The sequence below is a fragment of the Prochlorococcus marinus str. MIT 9515 genome, from assembly GCF_000015665.1.
Taxonomy (GTDB): domain Bacteria; phylum Cyanobacteriota; class Cyanobacteriia; order PCC-6307; family Cyanobiaceae; genus Prochlorococcus_A; species Prochlorococcus_A marinus_P.
The window spans coordinates 769,600-793,920 of the sequence record NC_008817.1 but is presented as its reverse complement, the minus strand read 5'-3'; the positions used below and the strand labels follow the sequence as shown (position 1 = coordinate 793,920).

The 24,321-nt window shown below is 27.9% G+C and carries 35 protein-coding genes and 1 pseudogene; 14 read left to right on the top strand and 22 right to left on the bottom strand.

All coding sequences use genetic code 11. The features are described 5' to 3' along the window. The first annotated feature begins 108 nt into the window (after positions 1-108). The 5 genes and pseudogenes from P9515_RS04370 to P9515_RS04350 all read left to right on the top strand — a co-directional run bounded on the left by P9515_RS04370 (position 109) and on the right by P9515_RS04350 (position 1,135). The gene (locus P9515_RS04370; RefSeq protein WP_011132751.1) at positions 109-216 is read left to right on the top strand and encodes a high light inducible protein; all 108 of its coding nucleotides are present in this window, start codon (positions 109-111) and stop codon (positions 214-216) included. Next, complete coding sequence (locus P9515_RS04365; RefSeq protein WP_041710710.1) at positions 216-425, top strand: high light inducible protein; 210 nt, start codon at positions 216-218, stop codon at positions 423-425. Before P9515_RS04370 ends, P9515_RS04365 begins: the two co-directional genes overlap by 1 nt. Further along, entirely contained in the window at positions 425-697 is a 273-nt protein-coding gene (locus tag P9515_RS04360; protein WP_011820202.1) for a chlorophyll a/b-binding protein, read from the top strand. Before P9515_RS04365 ends, P9515_RS04360 begins: the two co-directional genes overlap by 1 nt. A 39-nt stretch (positions 698-736) precedes the next feature. Next, positions 737-859, top strand: a pseudogene (locus P9515_RS04355) (chlorophyll a/b-binding protein); the annotation flags it as partial. Between the two features lie 96 nt (positions 860-955). Then, positions 956-1,135: a hypothetical protein gene (locus P9515_RS04350; RefSeq protein ID WP_011820200.1), complete on the top strand. Its 180-nt coding sequence runs from the start codon at positions 956-958 to the stop codon at positions 1,133-1,135. Between the two features lie 465 nt (positions 1,136-1,600). Here the strand turns inward: P9515_RS04350 and P9515_RS09410 are convergent, their stop codons facing one another. The 8 genes from P9515_RS09410 to P9515_RS04325 all read right to left on the bottom strand — a co-directional run bounded on the left by P9515_RS09410 (position 1,601) and on the right by P9515_RS04325 (position 4,280). Continuing rightward, positions 1,601-1,855, bottom strand: a complete 255-nt coding sequence (locus tag P9515_RS09410; RefSeq protein ID WP_011820199.1) for a chlorophyll a/b-binding protein — start codon at positions 1,853-1,855, stop codon at positions 1,601-1,603. Beyond that, positions 1,852-1,995, bottom strand: coding sequence for a hypothetical protein (locus P9515_RS09670; protein ID WP_187146038.1), 144 nt, complete (start codon positions 1,993-1,995; stop codon positions 1,852-1,854). Before P9515_RS09670 ends, P9515_RS09410 begins: the two co-directional genes overlap by 4 nt. Positions 1,996-2,370: 375 nt before the next feature. Continuing rightward, the gene (locus P9515_RS09665; protein WP_011820197.1) at positions 2,371-2,529 is read right to left on the bottom strand and encodes a hypothetical protein; all 159 of its coding nucleotides are present in this window, start codon (positions 2,527-2,529) and stop codon (positions 2,371-2,373) included. A 195-nt stretch (positions 2,530-2,724) separates the two neighbouring features. Further along, positions 2,725-2,934 carry a TIGR02450 family Trp-rich protein gene (locus P9515_RS04340; RefSeq protein WP_011820196.1) on the bottom strand — a complete coding sequence of 70 codons (210 nt, stop codon included), beginning with the start codon at positions 2,932-2,934 and terminating at the stop codon, positions 2,725-2,727. Between the two features lie 422 nt (positions 2,935-3,356). Continuing rightward, complete coding sequence (locus P9515_RS04335) at positions 3,357-3,578, bottom strand: hypothetical protein (protein WP_011820195.1); 222 nt, start codon at positions 3,576-3,578, stop codon at positions 3,357-3,359. Between the two features lie 13 nt (positions 3,579-3,591). Beyond that, positions 3,592-3,759 (bottom strand): hypothetical protein, encoded by a 168-nt coding sequence (locus P9515_RS09660; RefSeq protein ID WP_011820194.1) that lies wholly within the window; start codon positions 3,757-3,759, stop codon positions 3,592-3,594. Between the two features lie 50 nt (positions 3,760-3,809). Next, positions 3,810-4,013 carry a hypothetical protein gene (locus P9515_RS04330; protein ID WP_011820193.1) on the bottom strand — a complete coding sequence of 68 codons (204 nt, stop codon included), beginning with the start codon at positions 4,011-4,013 and terminating at the stop codon, positions 3,810-3,812. A 3-nt stretch (positions 4,014-4,016) separates the two neighbouring features. After that, on the bottom strand, positions 4,017-4,280 hold the full coding sequence (locus P9515_RS04325) for an envelope glycoprotein-lik protein (RefSeq protein WP_011820192.1): 264 nt from the start codon (positions 4,278-4,280) through the stop codon (positions 4,017-4,019). Between the two features lie 103 nt (positions 4,281-4,383). Between P9515_RS04325 and P9515_RS04320 the strand changes: the two genes are divergently transcribed. Further along, complete coding sequence (locus P9515_RS04320) at positions 4,384-5,049, top strand: SDR family oxidoreductase (RefSeq protein WP_011820191.1); 666 nt, start codon at positions 4,384-4,386, stop codon at positions 5,047-5,049. Between the two features lie 303 nt (positions 5,050-5,352). On the opposite strand, the gene P9515_RS04315 is transcribed toward P9515_RS04320, so the two are convergent. The 6 genes from P9515_RS04315 to P9515_RS09650 all read right to left on the bottom strand — a co-directional run bounded on the left by P9515_RS04315 (position 5,353) and on the right by P9515_RS09650 (position 7,832). Next, on the bottom strand, positions 5,353-6,084 hold the full coding sequence (locus P9515_RS04315) for a type 1 glutamine amidotransferase (RefSeq protein ID WP_011820190.1): 732 nt from the start codon (positions 6,082-6,084) through the stop codon (positions 5,353-5,355). Between the two features lie 267 nt (positions 6,085-6,351). Beyond that, positions 6,352-6,606, bottom strand: coding sequence for a hypothetical protein (locus tag P9515_RS04310; RefSeq protein ID WP_011820189.1), 255 nt, complete (start codon positions 6,604-6,606; stop codon positions 6,352-6,354). Further along, the gene (locus P9515_RS04305; RefSeq protein WP_011820188.1) at positions 6,606-6,833 is read right to left on the bottom strand and encodes a hypothetical protein; all 228 of its coding nucleotides are present in this window, start codon (positions 6,831-6,833) and stop codon (positions 6,606-6,608) included. Before P9515_RS04305 ends, P9515_RS04310 begins: the two co-directional genes overlap by 1 nt. A 99-nt stretch (positions 6,834-6,932) precedes the next feature. Further along, the gene (locus tag P9515_RS09655) at positions 6,933-7,088 is read right to left on the bottom strand and encodes a hypothetical protein (RefSeq protein WP_011820187.1); all 156 of its coding nucleotides are present in this window, start codon (positions 7,086-7,088) and stop codon (positions 6,933-6,935) included. Positions 7,089-7,108: 20 nt separating this feature from the next. Then, positions 7,109-7,360: a hypothetical protein gene (locus P9515_RS04300; protein WP_011820186.1), complete on the bottom strand. Its 252-nt coding sequence runs from the start codon at positions 7,358-7,360 to the stop codon at positions 7,109-7,111. 331 nt (positions 7,361-7,691) lie between these two features. Further along, positions 7,692-7,832, bottom strand: coding sequence for a hypothetical protein (locus P9515_RS09650; protein WP_011820185.1), 141 nt, complete (start codon positions 7,830-7,832; stop codon positions 7,692-7,694). A 780-nt stretch (positions 7,833-8,612) separates the two neighbouring features. Here P9515_RS09650 and P9515_RS04295 point away from each other — a divergent pair. The 8 genes from P9515_RS04295 (at position 8,613) to P9515_RS09645 (ending at position 15,563) form a co-directional block, all read left to right on the top strand. Beyond that, complete coding sequence (locus P9515_RS04295) at positions 8,613-8,855, top strand: hypothetical protein (protein WP_011820184.1); 243 nt, start codon at positions 8,613-8,615, stop codon at positions 8,853-8,855. Between the two features lie 815 nt (positions 8,856-9,670). Further along, complete coding sequence (locus P9515_RS04285; protein WP_011820183.1) at positions 9,671-10,054, top strand: hypothetical protein; 384 nt, start codon at positions 9,671-9,673, stop codon at positions 10,052-10,054. A gap of 346 nt (positions 10,055-10,400) precedes the next feature. Further along, entirely contained in the window at positions 10,401-10,754 is a 354-nt protein-coding gene (locus P9515_RS04280; protein WP_011820181.1) for a DUF1499 domain-containing protein, read from the top strand. Between the two features lie 396 nt (positions 10,755-11,150). Further along, positions 11,151-12,206 carry a potassium channel family protein gene (locus P9515_RS04275; RefSeq protein WP_011820179.1) on the top strand — a complete coding sequence of 352 codons (1,056 nt, stop codon included), beginning with the start codon at positions 11,151-11,153 and terminating at the stop codon, positions 12,204-12,206. Positions 12,207-12,369: 163 nt separating this feature from the next. Then, the gene (gene pstC, locus P9515_RS04270; protein WP_011820178.1) at positions 12,370-13,317 is read left to right on the top strand and encodes a phosphate ABC transporter permease subunit PstC; all 948 of its coding nucleotides are present in this window, start codon (positions 12,370-12,372) and stop codon (positions 13,315-13,317) included. A gap of 6 nt (positions 13,318-13,323) precedes the next feature. Further along, complete coding sequence (pstA, locus tag P9515_RS09495) at positions 13,324-14,217, top strand: phosphate ABC transporter permease PstA (RefSeq protein ID WP_011820177.1); 894 nt, start codon at positions 13,324-13,326, stop codon at positions 14,215-14,217. Beyond that, positions 14,218-15,027, top strand: coding sequence for a phosphate ABC transporter ATP-binding protein PstB (pstB, locus tag P9515_RS09490; RefSeq protein WP_011820176.1), 810 nt, complete (start codon positions 14,218-14,220; stop codon positions 15,025-15,027). It begins immediately after the preceding gene. 386 nt (positions 15,028-15,413) lie between these two features. Further along, a complete protein-coding gene (locus P9515_RS09645) occupies positions 15,414-15,563 on the top strand; it encodes a hypothetical protein (RefSeq protein WP_011820175.1) in 150 nt (49 codons plus the stop codon). A gap of 185 nt (positions 15,564-15,748) precedes the next feature. Here P9515_RS09645 and P9515_RS04255 read toward each other — a convergent pair whose 3' ends face one another. The 8 genes from P9515_RS04255 to P9515_RS04220 form a co-directional block, all read right to left on the bottom strand. Beyond that, positions 15,749-16,048, bottom strand: coding sequence for a hypothetical protein (locus P9515_RS04255; RefSeq protein ID WP_011820174.1), 300 nt, complete (start codon positions 16,046-16,048; stop codon positions 15,749-15,751). A 213-nt stretch (positions 16,049-16,261) separates the two neighbouring features. Beyond that, positions 16,262-16,906: a ligase-associated DNA damage response endonuclease PdeM gene (pdeM, locus tag P9515_RS04250; protein ID WP_011820173.1), complete on the bottom strand. Its 645-nt coding sequence runs from the start codon at positions 16,904-16,906 to the stop codon at positions 16,262-16,264. Beyond that, the gene (locus P9515_RS04245; RefSeq protein ID WP_011820172.1) at positions 16,907-19,384 is read right to left on the bottom strand and encodes a ligase-associated DNA damage response DEXH box helicase; all 2,478 of its coding nucleotides are present in this window, start codon (positions 19,382-19,384) and stop codon (positions 16,907-16,909) included. Further along, on the bottom strand, positions 19,384-21,021 hold the full coding sequence (locus P9515_RS04240) for an ATP-dependent DNA ligase (RefSeq protein WP_011820171.1): 1,638 nt from the start codon (positions 21,019-21,021) through the stop codon (positions 19,384-19,386). Before P9515_RS04240 ends, P9515_RS04245 begins: the two co-directional genes overlap by 1 nt. After that, positions 21,018-22,010: a ligase-associated DNA damage response exonuclease gene (locus P9515_RS04235; RefSeq protein WP_011820170.1), complete on the bottom strand. Its 993-nt coding sequence runs from the start codon at positions 22,008-22,010 to the stop codon at positions 21,018-21,020. The genes P9515_RS04240 and P9515_RS04235 overlap by 4 nt, the downstream gene beginning before the upstream one ends. 36 nt (positions 22,011-22,046) lie before the next feature. Next, entirely contained in the window at positions 22,047-22,460 is a 414-nt protein-coding gene (locus P9515_RS04230) for a hypothetical protein (RefSeq protein ID WP_011820169.1), read from the bottom strand. A gap of 84 nt (positions 22,461-22,544) precedes the next feature. After that, positions 22,545-22,832, bottom strand: coding sequence for a translation initiation factor IF-2 N-terminal domain-containing protein (locus tag P9515_RS04225; protein ID WP_011820168.1), 288 nt, complete (start codon positions 22,830-22,832; stop codon positions 22,545-22,547). A gap of 104 nt (positions 22,833-22,936) precedes the next feature. Further along, the gene (locus P9515_RS04220) at positions 22,937-24,247 is read right to left on the bottom strand and encodes a DUF2130 domain-containing protein (protein ID WP_041710706.1); all 1,311 of its coding nucleotides are present in this window, start codon (positions 24,245-24,247) and stop codon (positions 22,937-22,939) included. Positions 24,248-24,321 lie beyond the last annotated feature (74 nt).

Here is a 24,321-nt window from a genome sequence, read left to right as displayed (position 1 = left end):
ATTGCTACATAAACGTAACATATATAATGTCAAAACAAGTAATTAAGCAAATATCTTTACAATAATTAATAGTTGTGTTATATTACTTTACATAATCAATTTTTAATTATGACACCAGAAGCAGAAAGATTTAACGGTTGGGCAGCAATGCTCGGTTTCGTTGCAGCAGTTGGAGCATATGTAACAACAGGTCAAATTATTCCTGGATGGTTCTAATGTCAAACTCTTCATACACCACAACTGAGTCTGGCGGAAGACAAAACATGTTTCCATCAGAAACACGTCCTTATATCGACGAGACGGTTTCTTACGATAGTTACCCTCAAAATGCTGAAAAAGTTAATGGACGTTGGGCAATGATTGGTTTCGTAGCACTATTAGGCGCATACGTATCAACAGGCCAAATCATTCCTGGTATTTTCTAATGAGCCCCTTAGCAGATTTTTTGATTTTCATTGTATCTTTAACTGCTCTACTCGTTGCTTATTTAGCTAAACAATTTCAAGAAGAAAATTTAATCTATTCAAACAAAAATCAAATGACTAATACAGAAACAAAAACAAAAACAAAAACAAAAACAATCGAGAAGGAAAAGGTTGTTGCAGAAACTCTTAACGGGAGATTCGCAATGATCGGTCTTATAGCTGCAGTTGGTGCATATCTAACTACAGGTCAAATTATTCCCGGTTTCGTTTAAATACAAACTCTAACTAAACAAACAGAAACAAAAATGGAAAAAACAACAACTAACTATTGGCAAAATGCCGAGAGAACTAATGGAAGAATGGCGATGATGGGATTCTTAGCATTAGTAGTAAACTACGGCCTTTTTGGCTGGATCATCCCTGGAATTTTTTAAAATGAACTTAGACATTTTCTTAATCTCATTCTTTACATATCTCTTAGTCCCAGTAGTTATGATTGCTAAAGGGAAAAAAACAACTGATTTAGTAAAATGAATTTGGGATTACTTTTCCTAAAAGTTAATACTTCAGGGGTAATAACTTTATCTGAATTGGATTGGATTACAAATCATCAATCAGATTTTTCAAGATTAGATATGGCATTAGTTTTGAAAATTGGTCGTCAAATGGATGAAGGAATAATAGAAATTGATTGTAGATTGCCAGCATAAATTTTTAAAATTATATCGTCATGAAAGTCAGCAGGTAGGGATATATGCTGACTTTTGTTATTGAAAATCTTTATTTTATTTTCATCAAAATTTAATATTCTAATTAACTAAAAAAGATTTTATTTTTTAAAAAATATATAAAGCTCAAAAATCAGTCAATATTTATGAATACTTTAGATGATCCTTATTTTAACTTATTATTGCCTAATGATGAATAAATTAAATAACTTTAATTTAAGAGCTATGTATTTTTTCACAACCAATATAAGGAAATTTTATACATTTCACCTTAACTGAAATAAAAGCATTAGCTTTAATTTATATTTTTGAGTGATATAAATTCCATTAAAGATTTTAAAAATTTATTAATAGTTATGCTGAAAATTAGTATCATTAAAATATTTTCCAAACGTATTAATAGAATAAGTGATAAATTCTAATTAAATGTTGTTGATATAATAATTTTTAAATAAATCCTGGAATTATCCAACCAAAAAAACCATAATTTACGACTAATGCTAAAAGTCCCACCATAGCTAATCTACCGTTTGTTATTTCAGCATTTTTCCAATAACTTCTTTTAGAATTGTTCATTTTGATGGATGTTTGAGTTGTAGTTAAATTTGGTTCTAAGGGCTCTTGTAATCTTTTTATTGTGTATAAAGTAAACTGAAAAGTTATAGCTACTAGAACAATTATGAATCCAGTAAGTGGGCTCATCGGTCTAAATTATCCATGAAAAGATTTTGACCAGTTGTAATATAATCTCCAATAGAGAGTATGGTAACAACTCTTAAGGGACATACATTAAAATGTTCGGCTAAAAATTTTTCCTTTTCTAGCTCTCTATGTCTTGTCATCTTTAATAACCCAATTGTTATCTAATGTAACACATATATTAAATAATGTAATAATTAAGGGGAAAATTTACTTAAAAATGGAATTTCTGATACTAATATGTTACGAAAATGTCAATTTCGAATATATATATATTTAAATTTAAATAAAAAAATTTAATTTTTATTGAAATTCTTATTTTTTGTCAACTACTGGAAGATAAAACCTATTCCCAAGTGTGTAACCAATCGACATTAATACTAATCCTATAAGTTGAGGTAAATGAGCATTAGCTAAAGAAATTTTATCCATTTTAGGTTTTTTGTTTTAAAAATATAATAAGAAATAATTATTTGTTCTGTAGAATAAAAAAATAATTGGGAAATATATCCCTTTTATTAATCAATTTCACCGGATTTTTTTAAAGAATTAACAATTCTTTCCCTTTCAGTTTTTAGATTTTCCAATGCAGATTTAGTAAATTGTTCTTTTGCTTCAAAATTTGCAGATTTTATAATTTTTTTATTAGGAAATTTGTTTGTCGGTTCTGACGTCATCTTAAATTAATTTCTGAATGAATAATAAAAGATAGAAAAATTTTTTAAAGTATGAATTTTTACAAAAAATTAGTCCATAATTTTATTTGCAAAAAAAATTAGATACATATAATTTTTTAAATAAGTTTTTAATCTTGAGAAGATAGAGAGAAATAGGGTAAAAAATTTCTTTTTGAAAGTTTTATGAACAATTAATCATAAATCTTTTGGTAGTCTAGACCAACCACTAATCCAAGTTGATTTTAAAGTTTTCCATGAAATCCTAATAATATCTTTTTTATTTTTGGTCGGAAATAGATCTACCCATCTTTTATCAAATTTTCCTCCATAGGCTTTAACTTGATAATGACGATTACCGTCTATTGTTTTTGGTGCTGTCCAGCAACTTGTAGGAGGCCATTTCATATAAAATTATTGATATGAAAGGACTTATAAATTACTATTACCCGTCAAAACCAACCCATAGTATGCAATAGTTCCAAGAATCAAAACTATACCCAAAATGCGAATAAACATTTTCTAACAAATAAAGATTGTTGAATAATAAAAAAAAAATATTAATGAGTAAATTGATTGTATTAATTATTAATTGCTTTTGAAAATGATTCTTATCTTGAATATAAAAAAAATAAAGAAAACCTCTTTTCTTCTCTGATTTTATTTCCTACAAGAATACTCTTTTTCAATTTATTCCATACTTGTTTAAATATGTATATAGTGAAATAAAAAAATTTTTAGAGAATATAACTCCTTCTTTAATAAGCATTAAAGAAATTAGAAAGATTTAACAAATAATTTTTCAAATATTGATAGTTATTTGAATATATTTAATTTATATTGTTTTTTTTGTTATTTCTAGCCAAAGAATTACAAGATTCAGAATGCCATTCATGTTGAATCCTACCTACGAAATCATAAATAAAGGAGTCTGGACATTCTGTTACTTCTTGAAGCTCAGAAAGTTCGCCTTTAATAAATTCATAAACGCTTGAAATTATTCCAATGTTTTGTTCATGGGTAGGTTCCCAATTCTCAATTTCCTTTTTCATTTTTTGCTTGTTTCTAATTTTCTACAATATCGTAATAAGTAATATCTTCATAATCAGCATCTGAACAACATATATCTCCATATAGATTGTTTAAAACATCATATGCATCTGAATAATTTGAAAAGGTTAGCGAAGTAATGCTATCTTCTTTTCCATCGATTCTTTTAATTTTGTATTTCATAGAAAAACTTTTTTTATATATTAATTTTAAGAAACTAATCTTTAAAATTATTATTTGAAAGTTTTAGGATAAAGCTTACCAATTTTTTCCTTTTGTTTATCTAATTTCTTTTTCTCATAATTTCGTGACAAAACTCTCCTAATTAATAATTGGGGAATTATCCATATCAATGCTATTGCAATCGCCATAAAAGCAGGATTTCGCCATGTAAGTCTAAGAAATTCTTGAGTAACTTCTTGATTTAAAAACTCCATATATTAATTTTTAGAAAGTAGTTCATTATTTGGAAATTTATCTTTAATTTTCAAAAGAAATTCTTGTAAATTTTCCTTATTATCAGAACACATCTTTTCTAGTGACCTCTCCAAAAATTTGTTTAAAGTTTTACCTTCTAATCCTAACGACTTTGTTCCTGAAGCGTACATCATTACTAATAATACTTTTGCCTCATTTTCGGTCATCCAAGGTTGCGATGCTATTAACCTGTAAATACCATCAAATGTACTTCTATTTTCTGACATCTACTAATTATAGCTAAAAACTTTTTTTCACTTTATGAAAAAATTTACTTTCTTTTTTTTTAAGTAACAGAATTATAATATTTATAATAAATTATTTGGATAAATGTCTTGTTATCTTATTACAGGCTCAAATAGGGGAATTGGCCTGGAACTATGCAAACAACTAGTTGAAAGAGGAGATAAAGTAATAGCCACCTGTAGAAAGGCTTCTGCAGAATTAAAAAACTTAAGTGTACGAATTGAGGAGGAAGTTGACATTACTTCTGAAAATTCCATAAATAGTTTGAGAGAAAATTTATCAGGGATCCAATTAGATTGCTTAATTCATAATGCAGGTATTTATGAATTTAATTCAATTGATGATTTGGATCAAGAAAGTGTAATTCGTCAATTTGTAGTAAATGCATTGAGTCCACTATCTATGACTAAATCTCTGAAAGGTTTTTTAAAAAAATCTTCAAAGATTGGATTTATCACAAGTCGAATGGGTTCTATAGGTGATAATTCATCTGGTAGTTCATATGGCTATAGGATGTCCAAAGTTGCCTTATCTATGGCGGCGAAATCGCTTTCAAGAGATTTGTTAAAAGAAGAAATCTACGTTGCTATTTTACATCCAGGCTTAGTAAGTACGCGTATGACTGGATTTACTAAGAACGGTATATCTACAGAAGAATCTGCCAATGGACTTTTAAAACGCATTGACTCTCTTAATAGGAACAATACTGGAACTTTTTGGCACACGAATGGAGAGATCTTGCCTTGGTAAATTCAACTTAAATTTCTCACTTTTTATAATTTTGATTTGTTAAAAAAGCTTTAAATTTTGATTAATTTAGTTTCTTTGTTTTACGGTTTTAGTTATGTTGAGTAAAACATTAGTAAAGGAGGTGATTCATTGTCGTATCTACCGAAAATTACGGTTACAAAAGAGGCCGTGAAATCAGTATCTACAACCTGTTCATTGGTCTCTTATTCTTCAATAAAGAAGAAAGGTTTTATAATTAACAGATTTATATAAAAATTACATATAAATAAAAAGCTTTACCACTCATGTATTGGTAAAGCTTTTTTAATGTTTACTTAACAAGTTGAAAAGCTCATTTATTAAAAGTCTTCTTTTTAAAACTGTTTTTTCTCCGAACTTTTTTTCTTCTTCTCTTAAAATTGCCTGACCATTTTTTCCTAAGCTTCTATTTATAAAGATTTTATCCTCTTTAATCCATTTTTCGGTCATTTCTTTTATTGACTCAATATGGAATTGTAAACCATAAGCTCTTTCGCCAATCCTAAAAAATTGCTCTTTACAACGTTTACTACTTGCTATAAGTTCTGCATTACCCGGCAGTAAAATTTTATCCCCATGCCAATGTAGGACATGAAAAGGAGTTTTACAAAATTTCTTTATGTCATTATTTGTTTGATTAAAAAAGATTTGAGACCAACCAATTTCTGGTAAAGGTTTAGGGGGATTTCCTTGTTTTAAAATTTCGATATCTCCACCGGCTGCGTTCGCCAATAACTGCGCTCCTAAACAAACTCCAATAATAGGTGTCTTTTTTTTTAATTCTGACTTAATAAAATCTCTTTCTTTTTTTAGCCATGGATATTTTTTACTTCCAATATCTTGTATTCCCATTGGTCCACCCATAATTAAAATTAAATCGTCTTCATTAGTTTTAGGTAAGTTATCCCCTTGATCTAGACGGATAATTTCTATATTCATCTGCCTCTCTTTGGCTATCTGGTAAAAAAGGCCTGGTCCTTCGATTTCTATATGCTGCAAGACTAATAGTCGTTTCATTTGGAATCTTTAATCAGAAGTAACGTAATAAATTTTTTATTAACGGCGTAACTAAAAATGATTTAATAAAGTTTACTTTGTTTTCCCAAAATATATCAAAGCTAAAAAGGAAATTGTACTAACAATTGCTATTAGATACCAACCTGATGATGAGTTGCTAGAAATTTCTGACATTTATTATCGGTTTTTTTCTAAAGACTTTACTATTGAGGAAAATATTAACAATGAGGATAATAAAGATGTCAAATATATATACGTAATGTTCATCTATAGAAATATGCTTACTATGAGAAAAATAATTCCAATAACTACTGCAATGACAGCTCCGTCAACTAATAAGTCTTTCCATGTGTAACTATTGAGCATTTTTATTTTATCCTCCTCACTCATTAAATTCTTTAGCCATGTCCAATCCAAAATTTGGGTTAATGCTAAAGCAAATACAAAATGCCCAACCAAAATACCAATTAGGTCAATACGAGAAATTTCTCTAGTAAAACTAGTGATACTAAAAAAATCCACTATTTTTTTTCTTTGTTACTAAGGGCGCCGCCTTCCTCTTTATATTTTTCCCATGCTTCACTTATTTTTTCTTTTGAAAAACTTTCTTTACTCTCATTCAATTTATTTTTTAACCTATTAAAGCTATTCGTGATCTCTTTTTTTGTGGGCTCATCAAGAAATCTTGAAGTGAGTTTCCAAAGATACCAACTACTTGCCGCGAGTAAAATTAAACCTAATAATTGCATACGATTAGTTTTTTAATATTTTACAACTATTTAAATGGATTCGATATTCGAAAAAAAAAAAAAATTAGAATTTATTTTTAAAATGATTAATTTTTATCTTTAAAACTTTAACCAGTGAAAAAAGATTCTTTCTAAAAACCATATTGTTAACCCACCTTCAATAAAAGCTAACCAGTACATTCCATAATCTGATAATCCCATCTGCTCTTTAACCGTGATAATCAGTTTTTTATGAGCTTGTATTAGATTCTTCATTTAATAAATTAATTTATAATTTAAATTCTATGGATCTCTTTAATCAAAAAACCTTTTCCGTAGCAGCACAGACAAGTTCTAGCTTCGTCTAATGAAGTTCTAAGGTAACCTACCCCATTACATTTAATGCAAGAAGTTTTAGTTTTTGAATAGATCTTAGATTTGATCTTAGCAGCTCTATTCAAGAAAGAAACAGTTTCTTTACGGCCATTAGCTTTATCAGCTTTATTTAATAGCTTTTTGTAATTTACTTTTAGTTCTTTTATGGTCATGGTTCTGGAATTTGGAATGATTAATTAAAATCGATATTTGGAAAGAAAACATAAAGTTTTTCTTGAAATTTTCACAAAAGAAATATTTTCTAATCTCAATGAGATATTAAAATTAATATAACTACTTTTAATTACTACCGTTAAGATTTGACCTGTATATAACTGGATTTAACAGAAATTTTATATTTTAATTCTTACGCTATTTTGAAAATCTTAATAGTTAAGTTAGTTTGGCGGTTGGAATTTCTAATAATGTTTTTTATAACGAGTTATCTAAGAAAAATGTTCATTAGCGAAATACTTTTGTTTCAAGAGTTATAAATAAAAAAAATTAAACAGCTTTGCATGATCCAGTTGGCCTTTTGATGTTTTTTAGTAAGCGATCATTTTCATCAGTCAAAATGTCAAGATTTGATTTATTAAAGTCTTTTTGAGTATTAAATGATTGTTTTTTGATAATTTTATCAATCATAAAATTTTATGTTAATTAAAAACAGATTTGATCTTATCGTTCCTTAAAAAATTCTGCGTGACATATTTTACAAAAAAAACTTATATTTTATTTCGCTCATAGAAAAGTGAATTAAATCTACAAGCTGTGGAAAAACCTGTTGAAAAAGCCTCAAAAAGTGGATAACTCTTTGGGATCAAGGTAAAAACTGGGTTTTAATGCTTATTTTCTAAGTATTAATACTTCATCAATAAATTATTAAATATAGTTTAATAATCAATTAAACTAACTGAAATAACAATGGGATCATTACTTTTCAAAAAAAAAGATATTAAAAAAGAATTTATTTAAACTGAAGAAATCCAACTTTTTCTTTTTTTTGAACATGTTTCAAAATGAAAATTTTAGTAAATAAAAATTTTACAAATTTTACTTAATTAGTTACTAGTTTTCTTCAAGTTTTGAAAAAATATGATTAATTCGTTTTTATCTATGATTAATTTTTTCTACGTTTAAAATTTATCAAATACATTAAAAAAGTTAAAAAATAAAAATGCCTCTTAAAAAAAAGAGTCTAAGAAATCCTGCGGAAGGAAAAAATCATGCTTGCTTATAGTTTAATTTAACTAAGTTCTAGTTTTGTATATGCAATAGCTCTAACCACAATTGCTTTTGGATTTTGCTCATTTAAAGAGGAATTCAAAGTATTTAATACTTGTGTCACTCAAATTGTAGAAAATGGAAGTACTATAGATCAAGCTTTCAGATACTGTATGGAGGTAGTTGAATTATCTAAACTAAATGGACTCTATCAATAATTTTATAATTGACTCTTTAGAGGCCGATCCAATTGGTGAGACTTTTCATTTTGTTTGGTACATAACGGATATTGGTATTGCAGCTCTTTTTAAGGGAGATCAAATTCATGAAACTTATAACTTAAATGTTGAAAAAGAGGCACAGGATATAAATCTTGATATCAGTAAAGAAGAAAAGGAATATTGCGAAATTGAGAATAAAAAACTTTTTATCTTTTATTCCTAAAGTAACTAAATTAAATCATCAATAGGCTCCTCAGGTTATAAAACGACTCTTTAACACGATCTTGATGATGAATAGCTTGGGAAAGGTCTATCTTTTAAGCATTAAGTTAGGGATTCTAGAGTTTGCCTCAAAACAAATGAAAATAATACTTACTAATATTTTTAAAAAACAATTTTCCTTTAAAACAGATTTGACAAGAATAAACATCATTGAAAATTTTCAACCTTTTTTAAAGCACCTAAATATATATGAAGTATTGATGGATTAAAAAAAAAATAAAAAATATTTTTAAAGATTTATACGCTATGAGAACATTCATTTTTTCCATAGATGCTTTGTTTCCAATTTGTTTCTGTAGAATCTAAACTAAATGTGGTACGTAAAATGAGATTTTAGACAATAAAAATCTAGGAATAAACTTTATAGTTATGTGATATGTTATACATTCCTCACGATTCTTACCAAATAATAAACATTTCTCCTTTTTTGATCTTCTCAATCACAAATACATAAAATTTTTAATAATTCTGCATTTAATTCCAAAAATTTTAATATCCTAACTTGATAATATAATATGCCTTTCAACTATATGTTTGCTACAAATCTAAAAGAAGTAACTTAAGCAATGATTCTAAAAATTGATAAAACCAAAAAGAATTTTTTATCTAAAATTTTATTTATAAATAAAGCTATTTTTGAATATTTTCAAAAACATGACTTTTTTGTCTAATCTGAAGCATGTAAAGTTTCTACTTAAATTTTTTCTTACAAAGATTTATAATAACTATTGATTAAATATATTTGATAAAAAGTTTATGAGTAGAAAGACAAATAATACTAATCCAACAAAGAATTTAGATTATGAAGATATTCTTGAGGAAGAAATAATTAATTCATACGAAAATAAATTTGTAGTGGATTCTGATATCGATAATAAAAACAAAAGATTTTACAGGCTGAAAAGAACCCCTCTTGAAATAGTTAACAGGCTATTTTTCTTTTTCTTTATTGGAAGTTTTATATTTTCATTCTTTTTAGCTTATTCAGAAAACAAAGTTTGGTTCATTATTTATATAGTTAGTTCATTCTCATGTATTTTCTATACGCCAAATAGAAAAGCCCTTAAGGAATTAATAGCAGCCTGGCCTAACATTGAAGATCTAATTAAAGGAAGAAGCTTGTGGGAAAAGGATAAGTAAATAATGAATCCAATAAATTTTTTTAAGAATTCGTTATTAAATATTTTTGTTCCTTATGTTCAGGGATCTGATAAGAAAAACGAGAAAAAATAATAATGTATTCTATCTTTATAGTTATAACTGTTGAACTTTTTTTATTAATTGGAGTTGTTTTTTGGATAAAAAAATTGAAAAGTAAACAGGATAGACAACCCTCCTTATCAAAAAAGATTATTAAAAATCTAAAGTTTTGACCTTTTTAATAAATATTTTTAGAAAGATCTATTGGTTCAGGAAAAATTAGTTTTCTTTTTGCTCTCACTTTGCATAAAGAATCGGTTAGAACATTCAAATAGTATTAAATAAAATGACTTATACAGCTCAAGGTCTTGCTCCAGTAACAAACCCCTTAAATAGTGTTTTAATTGAAAAGAAATTAATAAATGTTGATCAAAAATTTATTCAACTTGTTTCTATAGCGGAGAATTTACCTAGAACCGAAGTCCTTGAAAGCGGCAGAAATTACTGGAGAGGCGTTTGTAGAAGTGCAATTTTCAGATTTCCAGATGATCTTGAAATATTAAAACTCGATGCAAGAAGTTATATTGATAGATCAAAAGGAATAATCCAAATAAGATCGGCGGCAAGATTAGGTCAATCAGATTTAGGAGTTAATTTAAGAAGAGTAGAATATTTATTTAATCAACTAGAGAAAAGATAAATTAGGTAATTATTCTGATTTTTATTAGAAAAGGTTCTTTTTACTAAATAGTTATGCTTTAATTCAAAATAATATTTAAGTGACATGGTAAAGATAATTTTAGTCGCGATTATTATCGCTTTAGTGTACTCACAGCCTGATTTACGTTTGACTGTAGCGGATTGGTTAAGATCAGCCTCTGATTTTTTAATTGAGTCAGTAAAAGTAAAACAATAAAGATTTTTTGGGAAGGTTTAAATAACCCCTGAAACAGAAAGCATTTGTTTAATACAAAATGCGATAAAAATAAATATTAATATCCGACTAAATATGTATCCCACTAAATTAATAAATTCTTTTTATACATAATAAAAAAATATTTCTGAAATTTTTAAATATTTAACGATAATAGGAAATATGAAACTTAGATTATTCGAATACTATTTTGTTAAAGACTATTTGAGGCCTTGGCTAGGTCTTATTTATTCCTTATTCTTTCTATTCTGTTTAGGTGCCTCTGGGTATCGAATAACAGAGGGTTGGGAATGGAGTGATTGTTTATGGATGGTTCTAATCACAATAACCACAATTGGTTTTGGAGAGGTTCAACCGTTAAGTCCTGAAGGCAGAATAATAACTGTTCTAATAATCGTTGGGGGATTAATTTTTGTTCAATTTACATTTCAAAAAACTGTTAGATTATTTGAATCCGGCTATTTTCAAAGAGTAAATGAATTACGTTTTAAGAGAATTCTTAGAAAAATGGAAAATCATGTAATTTTATGCGGATATGGAAGGGTAGGTCAAGAAATATCTAACCAAATAAAAACACAAAATATTCCAATTATTGTTGTTGAAAGCGATGAAGCCAGAAAAAAGATTGCTGAAGAAAATGGTTTAGAAGTGCTTTGTGCAGATGCGACCCTTGATGAAACTTTAAAACTTGCAGGATTAGAAAAATGCAAGAGTTTGGTCGTTACCTTGTCTAATGATGCAGCAAATTTATATGTGGTTTTGAGTGCTAAAGGTATAAGAAGTTCTATAAGAGTTATTTCAAGAGCTGGAACTGAAGAGGCCGCAAGCAAATTGAGATTAGCTGGTGCAAGTATAGTTGTGAGTCCTTATATCGCTGCAGGTAGAGCAATGGCATCAATGGCTTTAAGACCAATAGCTATTGACTTTCTTGATCTTCTCGCTGGAAGTGAATGTGAAATTGAAGAATTTGAACTAAGTAATGATATTAATCTTTTTGAAACGGCAGAGAAAAGATCTCTTTCTGAACTAGGAATAGGTAAAAAGAGTGGTGCAAAAATATTAGCTATTAAGGAATACGAGAAGTTAGTGACCAATCCTGGAGGTAACTTTATACTTCAGCCAGGACAAGTATTAATAGCATTTGGTAGTAAAGAACAACTAAATATTTTGAAAAACCTTTTAGGAAATCTTGTTGTAGCAGTAGAACTTTTAAAGTAGATTTGCAAGGTGATATCCTTGAGAAAGTTAGAGCCGCAGTAAAAAAATTGGTAGATAAATTTTTCAATACATGTCAAATTATCATGACTTTCATATACCTTTAACCCCTCTTAAAGTCTTTTACAACATTTAGTAGTAGATTTATAGAGATATTCTTTTTTTAATGGAAGAGAAATTAACTCTTTTCAAGAATCGCAAAAGATTCGGTATCGAAAAAAATATAGATATTATCTTCAAGAATACTGCTCTATTTTTGTCTAGTTTCGTAGCAATAATACTTTTAGGAATTATTTTGGTAGTTTTTTTTCAGTCATTTGAATCTTTTTCAAGATACGGATTGCAGTTTCTAGTAACCTCTGAATGGAATCCAGTAAAAGATGAATACGGAGCTTTTACTGCAATATATGGGACATTGGTAACCTCAATTCTTTCGTTATTAATAACTATTCCTCTGGGAGTTGGGACCGCAATATTTCTTACCGAAGACTTTGTACCTAAAGTTGCTAGAGAAATTATAGGCTCATTTGTTGAATTACTAGCAGCGATACCATCAGTTGTATTAGGGCTATGGGCAATATTTGTCATTGAACCTTTTTTTAGAGAATTTTTTGTCTTTTTACATAATTTCTTTGGTTGGATACCTTTATTCAGTTCGGAACCTTCTGGAAGAAATTCCTTGCTAGCAATATTGATATTAGTCGTAATGCTTTTACCTATAGTGACATCAATTGCAAGGGATTCACTTAATCAGGTTCCTAAAAAGCTAAGAAATGCAGCATATGGAATTGGAGCAAGTAGATGGAAAACAATATTTTCAGTGATTTTGCCGGCAGCATTATCAGGAATTATGGCGGGTGTTTTATTGGCTTTAGGCAGGGCAATGGGTGAAACGATGGCTGTAACAATGATTATTGGTAATTCCAATAAATTTAGTTGGTCTCTATTATCTCCTGGATATACTATTTCTTCAATGCTTGCAAACCAGTTTGGTGAGGCTGATGGAAGTCAGGTTTCATCACTTTTTTATGCGGCTTTTGTACTGATGATCCTATCTTTATTTGTAAATATCTTTGCGCAGTGGCTAGTTAAAAAATTTAGTCTCAAATATTAGATAATTATGAATTCACTTTATTACCAGAAAAGATTATCAAGAAATATAGGAGATAAATTCTTTACTTCTTTATCAGTAATTTGTGCAGTAATAGCGATACTGCCTTTGATTTTTCTGGTTACTTATATTCTTATTAAAGGTGGATCTCAAATTACACCAGAACTATTTACGTTAGAACCAAATCCACCTGGAGATGATTTAGATGCAGGTGGTATTAATCCTGCATTAGTAGGGACATTAATAATCACTTCCATTGCTTCAATTATTGCGATTCCAGTAGGTGTTGGAGGCGGTATATATTTAGCAGAGTACTCAAAAGGAGGCCTTTTTTCGAGATTTATCAGGTTCGGGGTAAATGTTTTAGCTGGAGTACCTTCAATTATTGCTGGAGTATTTATTTATGCCTTAATTGTTTCAACAAAGATCTTATTTGGAAGTATGTATAGCGGTTTGGCTGGAGGTATGGCCCTTTCAATATTGATGTTACCTACAATTATCAAAACAACTGATGAAGGTCTAAAGTTAGTGCCCAATGAATTAAGATATGCCTCTCTTGGAGTTGGAGCAAGTATGTATACAACAATATTAAAAGTAACCCTACCCTCTGCATTTAGATCAATTGCTACTGGTGTTGTACTTGGCATTGCAAGAGCTGCAGGGGAAACAGCACCTTTGATATTTACTGCTTTATTTTCTTACTACTACATAACTGGTTTTGGAGATTTGTTTTATGAGATGGGTTCATTGGCCGTATTGATATATAATTTTGCTCTTGAACCATATGATGCACAGAATAAACTTGCTTGGGCAGCTTCCTTTATTCTTGTTTTATCGGTACTATCAGTAAATATATTCTCAAGGATATTAACCGCTTTTAATGAGAAAACTAAGAGAGTATAAATGATTAAAAATAATAAAAAAACAGCAAAGAATATCATTTTATCTCTTGATAATGTATCTATTAGCTATGGAACTTTTGAAGCTGTAAAAAATGTTTTTTGTAACTTTAAAAAAGGAAATATAACCTCTCTTATTGGACCTTCAGGTTGTGGTAAATCAACTGTTCTTAGATCTCTAAACAGAATGAATGATCTAATTCCTAATTGTTCACTGAATGGAACTGTTCTTTTTGATGGAACTAATATTTATGACAAAAGAGTAGATCCAGTTGAAGTAAGAAGAAGAATTGGGATGGTTTTTCAACAACCTAATCCTTTCCCAAAATCTATCTATGAAAATATTGCATTCGGGGCAAGAATTAATGGCTTTGCTGGTGACATGAATGAACTAGTGGAAAGGTCCTTGAGAAAAGCTGCTTTGTGGGACGAATGTAAGGATAAATTAAATGATAGTGGTTACTCTTTATCAGGTGGACAACAGCAAAGATTATGTATTGCCCGAACCATTGCAATTGAACCTGAAATCATACTTATGGATGAGCCTTGCTCGGCACTAGATCCTATCTCAACTCTGAAAATAGAAGAAACAATGCATGAGCTGAAGAAAAATTACACAATAATAATAGTTACTCACAATATGCAGCAAGCTCTAAGAGTAAGTGATATGACCGCTTTCTTTAACGCAATAGAACACGAAGATGGCGATGGAGGTAAAGTTGGATATCTTGCGGAATTTAATTCTACAAAAAGAATTTTCAGTTCTCCTAAGGAAAAAACTACTCAAGAATATATCTCAGGAAAATTCGGTTAACATTTATTTTTTACATTTTGAAGCAAGATATTAATCTTTAATCAAATTAGGGGTAGACAAACAGTATAAATACCTATATAGTTTAACGAATTATTAAATTAAATTTTGAAGAACTTTCCTTACCTTCCCTTTTTAATCTTTGCAGGTGCCTTAATAACCACAGCTACAATAGGGTTACCAGTATTTACCTCTTCATAAACAAATTCTCTAAAAGTCTTATATTTTTGTTTATTAATTTTTTAGGTTTAATTGTAATTCCTTACAAAACATCAATTATTCGAAATTTATTTGACTTTATGAAAAAGAGAGTGAATATAAGTTTGTGTGTGAGTAAAAATTTGTTTTAAAACCATCATTTCAAGTGGTGTATTTCTAACTAATTAATTATGAATAAAACTCAAGAGCAATTGGAAAAACTAAGAGAAGTAGCAGAAGCATCTCTAACAAAGACTGAAGAGCTACATAAGGTTCTAGCTCAAATAGAGGCTCTAATGTCTAGAGAAGAAATGCAAAAAGTTTCTAAAAAGAATAAATAAAAAATTAAAAATAGATATTTAAATTGCATTTTTTATTATTTCTGTGCAAAAAAGTTCATATAGAAAATTAATCGATATTTCCATTCTCAATATTTCTACAATTCTTTTAGTTTATTCTTTTTTTTAAGTTAAAGAACTATTAGCTTTGAATCAAATGCACACACATTAATTAAATCTTTCAGAATTTAATTTAAAACCTTATTAACTTCTTTCTTGCAAACATTTACATCGAAAGATTCAGTCCCAACAATTTCTAGTCCTGTTTTTTCGGTAACTTTAACAGTTGCGTTGCATTCATCTTGTTTGAGAGCCATATAGCTAGGCTTTTTATTATTCAGTTCTAGTTCATTTTCAGGAACATCTTTTTCATATTGTTCCATTACTAGTGTAAGAGCTTCAATCTCTACAGAAAAATTTTCATTAGCATTTAGCCCAAAAGGATTTAGGATTAGTTGAAATATGAGTAAAGTTATTAGTTTTTTCATTATTATAAGTAAAGTTTATTATTTTATAACGTAATTATTAATGTATGGAAAGGTAAGAAGGTATATGTAATTTTTCATTAAAGTATTCCTTACGAGTTATTAAATAATTTACCAACATGCTAATAAACAAAAACTAATTATGAGATTAATATGTATCTATTAACATATATAAATGATAAATAAAAAAATTAATTCTGATTATTCTTAAAAGATTTATATTTCAATAATTTCTGTATCAGAAACTATAACCCATTTTTTGAATGAACTTTTACATGGATATCCTCCAGTTAGATCTCCAAAAGCTGGAAGGTATAGTGTATTATTTTTTTTATCCATAGCAAAACATTTAAAGGATAATTTATCTTTTGAATTTTTTAAAAAGATTTTAGGATGATAATGTCCACAAATATTTAAAATATTATTTTCAAATTTACCTAATGGCTCATGACTAAATATAAAATTACTAGACCTTTTATAATTGATAAATTTTATATTTTTGACTTTACAGCCGATATCATGATTTCCAACAATTAACTCAATTTTTATATTTAACGATTCTGAAAGATGTTCTACTTTACTTTTTAATAACTCGCTAATCGAATATTTACTATGAAACAAATCTCCTAAAATAATTAATTTATTAGGATTGTTGTTTATTACTACATTTTTTATTCTTAATAAGTTTTGCTCATCTGAATTATTCGTAAGAGGGATACCATTCTTCTGAAAATAGTCTGCTTTCCCTAGATGAACATCACAAATTAATAGTTCTTTTGTTTTAGGCAGAAATAATGCTTTTGAAGGGAGCATTTGTATTGTTGAATCCCCCCAACCTATTGAAAAATACTTTTTTTTCATTTAACTCTTATATTTTTGTATGAGTTTTTCAACTCTCTTTTCTATTGATTCATTGCTTAATGTATTTTTTAATCTTTCAACTAGTAAAGGGAAGGCAAATGGACTAGGAGTTTTAGTCTCGTTTAATATTATTTTTAAATTAGAAATTCTTTCTAAAGCATTTTTAATTCTTCTATTTTCTAATTGGTACTCTTTTACTTCTTGATGTGATTGTTTAATTAACAAGTGATCTTCTTCATATCTAGTAAAAACATCATAAAGAAGACTTGAACTTATTTGGAGTTGAGATGAACTTTTTGGTTTAGTTGGATTATTTTGATTAACTAATCCGCTGATTTGGGCAATATTTTTAAATCTTCTCTTTGTTAATTCTGAAAAATTTATTGCATTCTCTAAATCTTTTTCCAAGTTTTTATTTTCTATTAAATATGAAAATTCTTTATCTATAATTGAAAAGTCATAATCTGCTGAAGTAGTTAAGCTAAATCCAAAATCATTTGAAGAAATACTAAATGTAGATTCCTTTTTTTTAGCAATTCTTAAAGCCCACAAAAATGCTATCCCTTCATTAACAAATTTACCATCAAGTGTAAACACAAAAAGGCTTGTTAATTCTTTAGTCTTGTAGATTTCAATAAGCAGTTGATTCCTTTTGGGAATATCAGAAAGCTTATTCTGTTTTTTTAAAATTGGAAGCAATGACTTTAATTCTTTATTAAAGTATCGACCATCATTTCCTAATGTTGTACAAATATCTATTTCACTTCTTAAATTATCACTTAACAGATCAGAAATAGCAATTTGACCTCCTACCCATGAAGGAATCAAAGAACTTTTTTTTGAAGATTTTTTCACATATAAAGTCATATCTCTAATTTTCACAAACTGTAGAATTTTACCAGCAAAGTAAAAAGTATCTCCCTGTTTTAATTTAGTAGCAAAATTTTCTTCAATATTACCTAATGATTTTCCTTTTAAATATTTTACATTAATAAATTTATCGCTAGTTATTGTTCCAATATTGAATTTATGCATTCTTATTAAGGATTTATCTTTTACAAAATATTTGAAGTTATTTTCATCATCTTTTAGTTGTTCTCTTTCTATTTTTTTATATTTCGGATATGCCTTCAAACACTTTCCTCCATATTCTAAAAAGTCAATGCACCACTCCCATTCTTTATCATCAAGATTTCTATAACTCCAGCAACCTTTTATTCTTTCTTTCTCAATATTGGGATTAAAACCTGGCCCACAAGCTAAACTAACTAGATGCTGAAGTAGAACATCAAAAGACAATTCAGGGAGCTTAATATTTTCAGATATACCACTTTTTATTATTCTCCTCATTGCACTAATTTCAAGTAATTCTAATGAGTTAGTAGGCATAAAAATTATTTTTGACTTTCCTCCTGGTCTATGAGCACTCCTCCCTGCCCTTTGAATCAGTCGTGCTAAGTTTTTAGCACTTCCAATTTGAACAATTTGATCAACAGGTTGAAAGTCAACTCCTAAATCTAATGAGCTTGTGCAAACAACCCACTTTATAGATCCGTTTTTTACCCCATCCTCAACTATCAATCTTTGATCTTTATCCAATGAGCCATGATGTAAAGAAATCCTATCTTGCATTTCAGGTAGACAATATCTTAAGCATTGATACCATCTTTCAGATTGATTTCTAGTATTAGTGAAAAGTAAGGTACTTTTGTTTTTATCTAATACTTTGAGTAGTAAAGAATAGCTCTTGATACCTAAATGTCCACTCCATGGATAGGTTGTTTCTTCTTCGGGTAAGACGCTAAAAATTTCAATTTCTTTCTTAATAGAAGTACTAATAATTCTTGGCATTTCGCCCTTTATTCCAACAATTGCTCTTGCTGCTTCTTTAATATTTCCAATAGTTGCGGACATTGCCCAAATTTGTAAATCTTTTTTATTTCCTCTTAGCCAACTTAAGGATAATTCGCATTGATTCCCCCTTTTACTACCCATTAACTCATGCCATTCATCAATAATAATTGAAATTAAATTGTTGAATATTTTATTAGCTTCTTTATTAGACAATAGAAGAGAAAGAGATTCGGGAGTAGTTATAAGAATATTTGGTGGTTTAAGTATTTGCTTTTTCTTTTCGTATGCACTTGTATCTCCATTTCTTATTCCAACTGTTAAATCTTTATTGAAAAATTGAGCTGCCAAATAAATATTATTTTTTAAATCTCTACTTAATGCCTTTAAAGGAGTAATTACTAAAATACTTAATCCTGATTTTTCTGGAGAAGCTTGTAACATCAATAGAGGCCCCATCAAAGCAGCATAAGTTTTACCACATCCAGTTGGAACCTGAATGATTCCATTTTCTCCATTCAGATATGCTTCCCACGATTCTATTTGATATGGCAGAGGGTCCCAACCATTTTTATTAAAAAATTTTCTTATGTAATTTATAGAAGATTTATTTGAGAACCTTTCCATTATTCACTTAGAATTAGTTTTTGAGCATTTTCTAAGGTGTCAGCATCTTGTATAAATTTATCTTTTCTCCATTTTGTAATTCTAGGAAATCTAACGGCAATTCCTGATTTATGACGTTTTGATCTTTGAATGTTTTCGAAAGAAATTTCGAAGACCATTTTAGGTTTTACAGATCTTACAGGTCCAAATCTTTCGATAGTATTTTGTCTTATCCATTTATCTAGTTCTTTAATCTCAGTATTATTTAAACCAGAATATGCACTTGCAAATTTTATTAATTCTCCATCTTTCCACAGACCAAAACTATAGTCAGTATATAAACCTGCTCTTATTCCAGTACCTCCTTTGGCATAGATCAATACTGCATCAAGTTGCATTGGATCAACTTTATATTTCCACCAAAGCCCTTTCTTCCTTCCTGGAGAATAGTTTGAGTTTTTATTTTTAATGACTAATCCCTCTGTACCATTATCTCTAGAATTATTTTTAAACATCTCTGCTTCTTTCCAATTTTTTGGATATATTAATTTACTTATTTTAAAAATATTTGAGAGGTCCTCTTCACTTTCATTTAACCATTTATAGAAATTATTTTCTAAATTAATTCTTCTATTTTTTAGATTAAACTCTCTTTGATCTTCTCCATCTATTTCCAAAAGATCATAGGCAATAAATGTAATAGGAAAACTTTTTTGAATTTTTCTCGAAGGTTCTTTTCTATTAAGTCTTTTTTGAAGTAGTGAGAAATTCATAGGAAGATCTTCGATAGAATTCCAAACTAATAATTCACCATCTACTACAAAGTCATCCTTGATAAATACTATTTTCTCTACTAATTCAGGAAAAGATTTATTTACTAATTCCTGGCCTCTTGACCATATTGAAATTTTACCATCCCTTTTTATTAATTGAATTCTAATTCCATCCCATTTCCATTCAAATTGAAAATCATTAATTGATTTATCTATAATTTTCTTGTCAAAAGTATTAGCAAGTAGAAATGGATAAGGTTTGTAATTTAATTCTGAAGGATTTATTTTTTTACTTATTAATAATTGATATGTTTCAGGAGAGGGAATAAAATCACCCATTAATCTATGAGAAATGATTGCCTCTTCTAAATTAATTAACTTTGCTATAGATTTTGTTATTAAGCCTATTGATACTCCAACTCTAAAAGTACCAGTTAAGATTTTGTTAATAACTAAATGGTTTTCTTTTGGAATATTTTCCCAAATTTCTTTCAACCTTAACTTCTTATCTTCTTCTTTCAGAATATATAAATCAGGAAGAAATTTATTTAATAATTCATTAAGCGAGATATTTTGATATTTATAATTTCTTCCAATGATCTTATTCCTCAATAATAAGGATATAACTTCAGAAGAATCTCCAACTTTTAAATAACATGAATCAATTAACCATAAAGGATATTCATAAATTTCCGAAAATAAAGTTTTAAGTAATGATCCACTTATAAATCTTTTATTTTTTTTCCCTGTTAGTAAATAAATTGTCCATGCGTTTTCTAAATCTTCATTAGAAGAAAAATAATTATTTAAGATTTCAATCTTTTTATTTGTACTATTACAAGAATCTAAATCTAAATATAATTCTGAAAACTTTTTTAGGCTCATTTTTTATATTCAAATTCAAGAACATTGATAGATTTTTTTTCTTTTAAATATTTAATTAAAACTTCACTATCTCCATGATGGAAAAAAACATTTTTAGCTTTAGATTCTTCTATTGTCTTTAAAATACCACTCCAATCAGCATGATCTGAGATTGGAAAACCTTTATCATATCCAGACCTTTTTCTAAGTGCCCTAATTGACATCCAACCACTTGCAAATCCAGTTTGAAAGTCTTTATATCTCTTCAGAAAAGAATTTCTATTCAATGCTGGTGGAAGTAATATTAAACTTCCTTTAAGATCACCAATATTTTTATTATTTTCAAATTTCTTTGTCTCTATGATTTCAACTCCAAAATTTTTATAACATTTGTTCATCTTATCTATACTGCTGTGTGTGAAAATATTATTTGTAAAATTTAATTTACTAATTTCATTTAATAGTCTTTGTGCTTTCCCAAGAGAATAACAAAATAAGAAATATGTTGTTTCATGAGATGTATGTATCCATTTTTTTATTTCTAATGCGGTATTTTGAGGTTCATCCCAATTAAATATTGGTAACCCAAAAGTTGATTCACTTATTAAAAAATCAGTCTTTACTATTTCATACTTTTTACAAGTATCGTCTTTTTGGCGTTTAAAATCACTAGTTATCAACCAAATCTCATCAGCCATATTAATTTTTATTTGGCTTGAGCCAAGAATATGTCCTGAAGGATGAAAAGAAATTTTAATACCGTTAACCTTAAATTCTTTTTCATATTCATAAGTTCTAATATTGATATCCTTTCCTATTCTCTCCTTTAAAATTATGGCTGTTTCTAAAGTTGAGATATACTCTTCGCATCCAAAAGTAAAATGATCCATATGAGCATGAGTTATGATAGCTTGTTTTACCGGCTTTTTTGGATCAATCCATAAATCAGCAACTTCGCAATACAAACCACTGCTAGTATATTTGATTAAATGAAAGCTATCTTCTCTCAAAAGTTTAATATATTTTCATGAGATTAATTTAGCCAATTATGCCCATGCCTGTTTAGTTAAGGCTATAGCTGATATTACTAATAAAGAAATAAAAACAAATTTATTACTCCATTTCATCATGAAAAAACCTAAATTAAATGATTTATTTTCTTCGTAATGTAAAGTACTAGTTGGATCTTTTTCAACAACTGATAATAAACTTTTATTAGGGTTGTAATGTTTAATCTTTTTTATTAGTTTTGATTCAATATATGATAATTTCTCTATTTCACTTAAGAGGATTCTATCTTTTTGGGTTAAAGAATTAGATAAGATTTCAATCTCTTTCTTTTTAGTATTAAAAAAATCATTAACTATTTTTTCTGAATTTTCGCCATTTTTTATTTTTAAAAGAACTATATCTCTTGACCAAGAATTTTCAAGAGATTTTAAGGCCTCAGTGATTTGCATTTTAAGTATTTTTACTTATAATAATTTATTAAATATTTAGTTTGTGGGTTTACATCTGACAAATAGGAAAATAATTTGTTTTATTTAAGATTTACCAATAAGTCTATTTGGGAAATATTCTGTTTTTCTTTTTCTTTTTAATTTCTGAGTTTTGAGTTTTACTGAAGAAGGTTTTTGGTTAATTTCAACTATTTCCTCAGAAACGTTTTTACCTGTTTCAAAGTAATTTTTTAATTTTTCTAACTCTTCTTGATTAAGTCGCTTTGTTGCTCCTTTTGCATTAATGCCTATTGATTTGCAAGCTAATATAATTCTATTAGTATCAATATTAAGTTCCTTAGCAATGTTATATATCGGAATATTGGAAGCCATTATTTTATTAAAAAATTAATAATAATATTATTATATCTTGATTAATTCATAAATTATTAAATTTGAAATCATTATCAACTTTCTGTAGTTGAATTGATTTAAATTCAATCTTCATTCATTCTTAAATCATTAAATTTCTTCTTCATAGTAAGATTATCTTTAGTTAATTTTTTAACAGTTAAATCTTGTGATTTACTATCAGCAGATAAAAGATGTTTTTTAGAAATAAGCAAAGCTTCTTTTGTTTTTTGCAAGTGACTTATTGATTTATCTATTTCAGAAATTGCATCATTAAATCTAGCTTGAGCTAATGAAACATTTTTTCCTACAGCATTTTTGAATTGGTCAAGAGTACTTTCAAAATTTGTTATGTCATAATTCTCTCGTTTCATTAAATCTATTTGAGTTTTATACTTTAATGTTTCTAAAGAGGCATTCCTAAGAAGAGAAATTATTGGGAGAAAGAATTGAGGCCTAATAACAAACATTTTTGGATATTTATAAGAAACATCAACTATACCAGAATTATATAATTCACTTTCCGGTTCTAATAAGGAAACCAATACTGCATATTCACATGATTTCTGAGTTCTATCTTTATCTAATTCTTTAAAGAAGTCTTCATTTTTTCTTTTATTAAGACCATCTGAACTTTGATTCTTCATCTCAAACATGATAGAAACAATTTCAATCTTATTATCATCAAACTCTCTAAAAATATAATCACCTTTACTTCCTAATCTGGCATCATTATCTTTTTCAAAATATGAGTTTTGAAATGCCGTAGCTCGATTTAAATTAAATTGGGTTTCACAATGTATTTCTAATGTTTCCCCAATCATCTTTGTAGATAGTTTAGATTTCATATCTCTTAGTTCTTGAATAGCCAAATCTCTTTCACTAATTTTAGTTTTAAATTTTTCTTCAATTACTTTCTCATTTATAGATTGCTCTAATTTCATTTTTTCAATTGAGTTTATTAATGTATTTTTTTCTTTTTCTAAATTATTTACAGCTTCAATTACTTTATTCTTAGAAGATAAATCATTAATTATAGATTGCCTTTCAATATCTTCCTTTAATTTAATCACTTCATTATTGAGTAAATTTATTTTATTCGATGCTTTATTTTTTAGTTCATTTAATGCATTTAATTTCTTTTCTTCAGCGATATTGAGCTTAGACTCTAAGTCTTGAATTATTGAATCCTTTTTTTGCCTGTCTTCCATTAGCTTTATTTTTAATTCTTGTTTAGCAATTTCTATCCCTTTATTCTTATCTTCTTCAGCTAACTTTAGCCTATCCTCTATTTGCCTGTTAAATTCCTCGTCTTTAATCTGAAGAAGTATCTCTTCAAAGCTGCTTGGATCTATTCTGAAAGTCTTACCACATGATGGACATTTTATATCTTTCATTTTCATTAATAAAGAAATTTCATTTTAATAAATGAGTTGATATCAAAATGAATACATAAATAATATAATATCGA

What these genes read in the sequence shown, in the direction of transcription:
- P9515_RS04370 (WP_011132751.1), top strand. Translation starts at nt 109, where the DNA reads ATGACACCAGAAGCAGAAAGATTTAACGGTTGGGCAGCAATGCTCGGT.
- P9515_RS04365 (WP_041710710.1), top strand. Translation starts at nt 216, where the DNA reads ATGTCAAACTCTTCATACACCACAACTGAGTCTGGCGGAAGACAAAAC.
- P9515_RS04360 (WP_011820202.1), top strand. Translation starts at nt 425, where the DNA reads ATGAGCCCCTTAGCAGATTTTTTGATTTTCATTGTATCTTTAACTGCT.
- P9515_RS04350 (WP_011820200.1), top strand. Translation starts at nt 956, where the DNA reads ATGAATTTGGGATTACTTTTCCTAAAAGTTAATACTTCAGGGGTAATA.
- P9515_RS09410 (WP_011820199.1), bottom strand. Translation starts at nt 1,855, where the DNA reads ATGAGCCCACTTACTGGATTCATAATTGTTCTAGTAGCTATAACTTTT.
- P9515_RS09670 (WP_187146038.1), bottom strand. Translation starts at nt 1,995, where the DNA reads ATGACAAGACATAGAGAGCTAGAAAAGGAAAAATTTTTAGCCGAACAT.
- P9515_RS09665 (WP_011820197.1), bottom strand. Translation starts at nt 2,529, where the DNA reads ATGACGTCAGAACCGACAAACAAATTTCCTAATAAAAAAATTATAAAA.
- P9515_RS04340 (WP_011820196.1), bottom strand. Translation starts at nt 2,934, where the DNA reads ATGAAATGGCCTCCTACAAGTTGCTGGACAGCACCAAAAACAATAGAC.
- P9515_RS04335 (WP_011820195.1), bottom strand. Translation starts at nt 3,578, where the DNA reads ATGAAAAAGGAAATTGAGAATTGGGAACCTACCCATGAACAAAACATT.
- P9515_RS09660 (WP_011820194.1), bottom strand. Translation starts at nt 3,759, where the DNA reads ATGAAATACAAAATTAAAAGAATCGATGGAAAAGAAGATAGCATTACT.
- P9515_RS04330 (WP_011820193.1), bottom strand. Translation starts at nt 4,013, where the DNA reads ATGGAGTTTTTAAATCAAGAAGTTACTCAAGAATTTCTTAGACTTACA.
- P9515_RS04325 (WP_011820192.1), bottom strand. Translation starts at nt 4,280, where the DNA reads ATGTCAGAAAATAGAAGTACATTTGATGGTATTTACAGGTTAATAGCA.
- P9515_RS04320 (WP_011820191.1), top strand. Translation starts at nt 4,384, where the DNA reads ATGTCTTGTTATCTTATTACAGGCTCAAATAGGGGAATTGGCCTGGAA.
- P9515_RS04315 (WP_011820190.1), bottom strand. Translation starts at nt 6,084, where the DNA reads ATGAAACGACTATTAGTCTTGCAGCATATAGAAATCGAAGGACCAGGC.
- P9515_RS04305 (WP_011820188.1), bottom strand. Translation starts at nt 6,833, where the DNA reads ATGCAATTATTAGGTTTAATTTTACTCGCGGCAAGTAGTTGGTATCTT.
- P9515_RS09655 (WP_011820187.1), bottom strand. Translation starts at nt 7,088, where the DNA reads ATGAAGAATCTAATACAAGCTCATAAAAAACTGATTATCACGGTTAAA.
- P9515_RS04300 (WP_011820186.1), bottom strand. Translation starts at nt 7,360, where the DNA reads ATGACCATAAAAGAACTAAAAGTAAATTACAAAAAGCTATTAAATAAA.
- P9515_RS09650 (WP_011820185.1), bottom strand. Translation starts at nt 7,832, where the DNA reads ATGATTGATAAAATTATCAAAAAACAATCATTTAATACTCAAAAAGAC.
- P9515_RS04295 (WP_011820184.1), top strand. Translation starts at nt 8,613, where the DNA reads ATGGACTCTATCAATAATTTTATAATTGACTCTTTAGAGGCCGATCCA.
- P9515_RS04285 (WP_011820183.1), top strand. Translation starts at nt 9,671, where the DNA reads ATGAGTAGAAAGACAAATAATACTAATCCAACAAAGAATTTAGATTAT.
- P9515_RS04280 (WP_011820181.1), top strand. Translation starts at nt 10,401, where the DNA reads ATGACTTATACAGCTCAAGGTCTTGCTCCAGTAACAAACCCCTTAAAT.
- P9515_RS04275 (WP_011820179.1), top strand. Translation starts at nt 11,151, where the DNA reads ATGAAACTTAGATTATTCGAATACTATTTTGTTAAAGACTATTTGAGG.
- pstC (WP_011820178.1), top strand. Translation starts at nt 12,370, where the DNA reads ATGGAAGAGAAATTAACTCTTTTCAAGAATCGCAAAAGATTCGGTATC.
- pstA (WP_011820177.1), top strand. Translation starts at nt 13,324, where the DNA reads ATGAATTCACTTTATTACCAGAAAAGATTATCAAGAAATATAGGAGAT.
- pstB (WP_011820176.1), top strand. Translation starts at nt 14,218, where the DNA reads ATGATTAAAAATAATAAAAAAACAGCAAAGAATATCATTTTATCTCTT.
- P9515_RS09645 (WP_011820175.1), top strand. Translation starts at nt 15,414, where the DNA reads ATGAATAAAACTCAAGAGCAATTGGAAAAACTAAGAGAAGTAGCAGAA.
- P9515_RS04255 (WP_011820174.1), bottom strand. Translation starts at nt 16,048, where the DNA reads ATGAAAAAACTAATAACTTTACTCATATTTCAACTAATCCTAAATCCT.
- pdeM (WP_011820173.1), bottom strand. Translation starts at nt 16,906, where the DNA reads ATGAAAAAAAAGTATTTTTCAATAGGTTGGGGGGATTCAACAATACAA.
- P9515_RS04245 (WP_011820172.1), bottom strand. Translation starts at nt 19,384, where the DNA reads ATGGAAAGGTTCTCAAATAAATCTTCTATAAATTACATAAGAAAATTT.
- P9515_RS04240 (WP_011820171.1), bottom strand. Translation starts at nt 21,021, where the DNA reads ATGAGCCTAAAAAAGTTTTCAGAATTATATTTAGATTTAGATTCTTGT.
- P9515_RS04230 (WP_011820169.1), bottom strand. Translation starts at nt 22,460, where the DNA reads ATGCAAATCACTGAGGCCTTAAAATCTCTTGAAAATTCTTGGTCAAGA.
- P9515_RS04225 (WP_011820168.1), bottom strand. Translation starts at nt 22,832, where the DNA reads ATGGCTTCCAATATTCCGATATATAACATTGCTAAGGAACTTAATATT.
- P9515_RS04220 (WP_041710706.1), bottom strand. Translation starts at nt 24,247, where the DNA reads ATGAAAGATATAAAATGTCCATCATGTGGTAAGACTTTCAGAATAGAT.